At 48.2% G+C, this 2911-nt stretch carries 3 protein-coding genes and 1 pseudogene; 2 read left to right on the forward strand and 2 right to left on the reverse strand.

The window, feature by feature from the left end:
- On the reverse strand, window positions 1-1288 hold a 1288-nt coding region (locus LG31_RS0107535), incomplete at its 3' end, for a PilZ domain-containing protein (RefSeq protein WP_033113875.1).
- A 266-nt stretch (window positions 1289-1554) separates the two neighbouring features.
- On the opposite strand from LG31_RS0107535, the gene LG31_RS0107540 reads away from it, so the two are divergent.
- Both LG31_RS0107540 and LG31_RS0107545 read left to right on the forward strand, forming a co-directional pair.
- Entirely contained in the window at window positions 1555-1743 is a 189-nt protein-coding gene (locus tag LG31_RS0107540; RefSeq protein WP_033113872.1) for a hypothetical protein, read from the forward strand.
- A gap of 351 nt (window positions 1744-2094) precedes the next feature.
- Window positions 2095-2370, forward strand: a pseudogene (locus tag LG31_RS0107545) (IS5/IS1182 family transposase); the annotation flags it as partial.
- Between the two features lie 151 nt (window positions 2371-2521).
- On the opposite strand, the gene LG31_RS0107550 reads toward LG31_RS0107545, so the two are convergent.
- Window positions 2522-2911, reverse strand: a 390-nt coding sequence (locus LG31_RS0107550; protein WP_152598335.1) for a PLP-dependent aminotransferase family protein, incomplete at its 5' end; no start/stop codon positions are given.

The following is a 2911-nucleotide window of genomic DNA, read 5'->3' on the forward strand; positions in this document are numbered from 1 at the left end:
GCAATAAACCGCAATAGCCTATCTGTTTGATGCGTTCCAGCAACTGGATGTCATGTAATTGGGACTCTTCGAGCCCGACAATCTGACCCAGATCCGCTTCTGCCAACTCACACAGTTCCAGTGAAAATTTATAGACGCGCCAGCTGGGGCGATGGGCACCCACCTGAAAGAACAGTTTGGTCAAACCACTTAGCCGTAACTCTTCTGATGTTGCCGAGAAGAAGTAGATTTTATTTTGCACGGTATGGGCAAAGCTGTAGATCAGCGTTTCTTTGGTGGCACCTGGTGCCGGGCAGAGGCGTTTCATCCGAGCGGTGGAAAACAGTCCTGCCAGTGCGTCACGGTTTTTTTCGTCACGCCAGTACTCGAGAAGGTGCTGATTGTTCTCGCTGCGCAGGGCTATCTCCAGCTTGGGGTTTGCACCCGAACTAAAAAAGAGTGGTATGCCTGTCATGCGCGGTAGATAGAACTGCTCGTGTCCCTTGATGATCGCAGCGGAAAGCAGGTGATCGACGCTTATCCGATGATGGCCTTTATTGGCTTTGATGAACTCTTTGATAAAGGTATCAAAGGCCGGGTTGTCACCAGTGCGGATCAGTATTAGCCAGCAGCGCCCCTCTTTATTCTCCTCACCCAAAATCTGGTACTGCACTGGTTGTTGTAATAGTGGATTGGCGCTGTCGTGCTCCAACCCGGTAAAGATGACCTCTACCTGATCACCGGTTTGATAGGTCGGTAGATAAGGCACTGAGATACGAATCCCCTCAGGAGAAAGATCCGATGTTTTGGCCAGGAGTTTGGCTCCATCCTTGAGTCTGACTTCTACAGGGGAGCTGATATGCATACGCTCTTGGCGGCGACCGTAATAACTGGCGAATGGGATAGTCTTGACTTCATATTGCTGGAAAGGGTTGGTCTGCGCCGTGGCTTTGCCTTTTACCCGGGCCTGTTGCCGCTGCTTTTGCCACTGCTGCATCACCTCGTAGACACCCATCGTGTAGTCATCACGGTAAATGAAGCACTGGCTCTGGAACAGGCTGATAGCCTCTGCCGGCATGAAGTGGATCATGCCTTTAAATTCATATACTTGACACTCATCTGCCAGGGCGTCCCGCATATCGATGACCCTGCGGCAGGAGGCGCATTTGCGTTGTAGCTCCATTTTGAGCAGAAAGCGTCCGTTATTACTTTCAGACTCTATGAGTTGTGCAAAAATGTCTGCGAAATTCTTTTTCCGCAGCTGGGGAATGAGTTGTTCAATCAACTTTTGTTGCTGTACTGGATCCATGTATTCCCACCGCAAAGTCATTTTATGAGCACAAATGCTGATTATCTTGCTGTAACCACGCTTGTTAGTATTACATATCCTAACGACTCCTCATTATTCGTGGAAGGCGTTAACAACACCATTCCATTTGCATCTCATAAAGTTGCAGTGTGCGACTTGTACATTTGGATACATATCGTCACCAACTACACACGGAAGTTCGTCGTGCTCGGTCGTAGGATGAAGTCATGGAGAACGGCTCCATTACCCCAATAAGGAAAGTGACCATGAAAAAGATCATCCCCTTGGCAGTAGCTGCAGTTTTCGCCCTGACCTCTGGTTTCACCATGGCAGCTACACCGACCAAGGCTGCAGCCCCGCAAGCAACTCAAACCAAAGTCGTGAAAAAACAGCATCATAAAACCAAGCATCATGCCAAAGCCCCGGCAGCTAAAGCCGCACCGGCAACCAAATAGAATTTGGGCTCCTGCAGAGTCACCAGGACCGCAGGCGCGAATAAAGAGTTTGGTGGTAGTGCAGTAAGCGGAGAGCTGTAATAAACAAGGGAGGCCGATGCCTCCCTTTGATATCTGCACGAAGCTGACAGTGGTCGCTTTTCTGTATCTGTCTCCGCTCTATAAAGCCTATGCACATCTTCTGATGCTGATTGTGTGGCGTTGTTTCCCAAATCGATGCAACTTGAATGGAACTAACTGAGGACTCGGTGATCTGATCACCACCATCCTCTTCAAATCTGCATCATGGGCACGTCGCTTCACCCCATCATCAACTGGCCTCAATACAACAAGTCTTTGATTAACCGTGGTTCATGTATCCCGCCTCGCAAGAACGCGGGGTTATGGAAAAAGGGATACCCAAGACATGACGCAATGCTGGTGATGCGCAAGGAAGGACTGGCGCACTGGAAGAAGATATCGGGATACCACCGTCGCTCGCTGGCAGAGACAGCGATGTATCGGTTCAAGCAGTTGAAAATCAGTCTGCGTAACTACAACGTCCAAGTGGGAGAAGTCATGGCGTATGTCAGCGCCATAAACAAACTGAATACCCTGGGCCTACCTGTCAGAAAGCCCCAAGTGTAGCGGTCACCTGGGGCAGGGAAGTCATGACTTGCTGGCTGATTTGGGCAACAACGCCCTTCATCACTTTAAGAACGCAGCCTAGCGCCTCTCGTTTGCTGACTGGCTGAACTCGCTAGACTTAGATGATAAAGTGAGTTCAGCACGGATATAATTACTGTATATTATTACGCTGCAACAATGATGATGAATAGCCAATATTTTTTAACTCTTCAAATGCCTTAATTAATTGGGCAATATCATGGCTTGTATTCGTCGCTGTAATAGTGATGCGAAAAGCCTCACTTCCCTTTTTAACCATAGGATAAGGCGCTAAAGTTAGAAGAATATGGTTTTCATACAACACCCTTGATGCTTTAATCATATCTTTACCACTCCCAACTTTCACGGATATAATTGGAAAACCCGTTTCATTAGATGTGTCAAAGCCTATTTCGGTCAACCCCTTTATGGCCATGCGAGTTAACTCTGACATTTTACTTCGCAAAAACTCACCTTGCGACGCGTTAATTTTCAATCCTTCCAGCACCGCACACATTGCAGA

It is taken from the genome of Aeromonas lacus (assembly GCF_000764665.1).
Classification (GTDB): Bacteria; Pseudomonadota; Gammaproteobacteria; order Enterobacterales; family Aeromonadaceae; genus Aeromonas; species Aeromonas lacus.

What these genes read in the sequence shown, in the direction of transcription:
- LG31_RS0107540 (WP_033113872.1), top strand. Translation starts at nt 1,555, where the DNA reads ATGAAAAAGATCATCCCCTTGGCAGTAGCTGCAGTTTTCGCCCTGACC.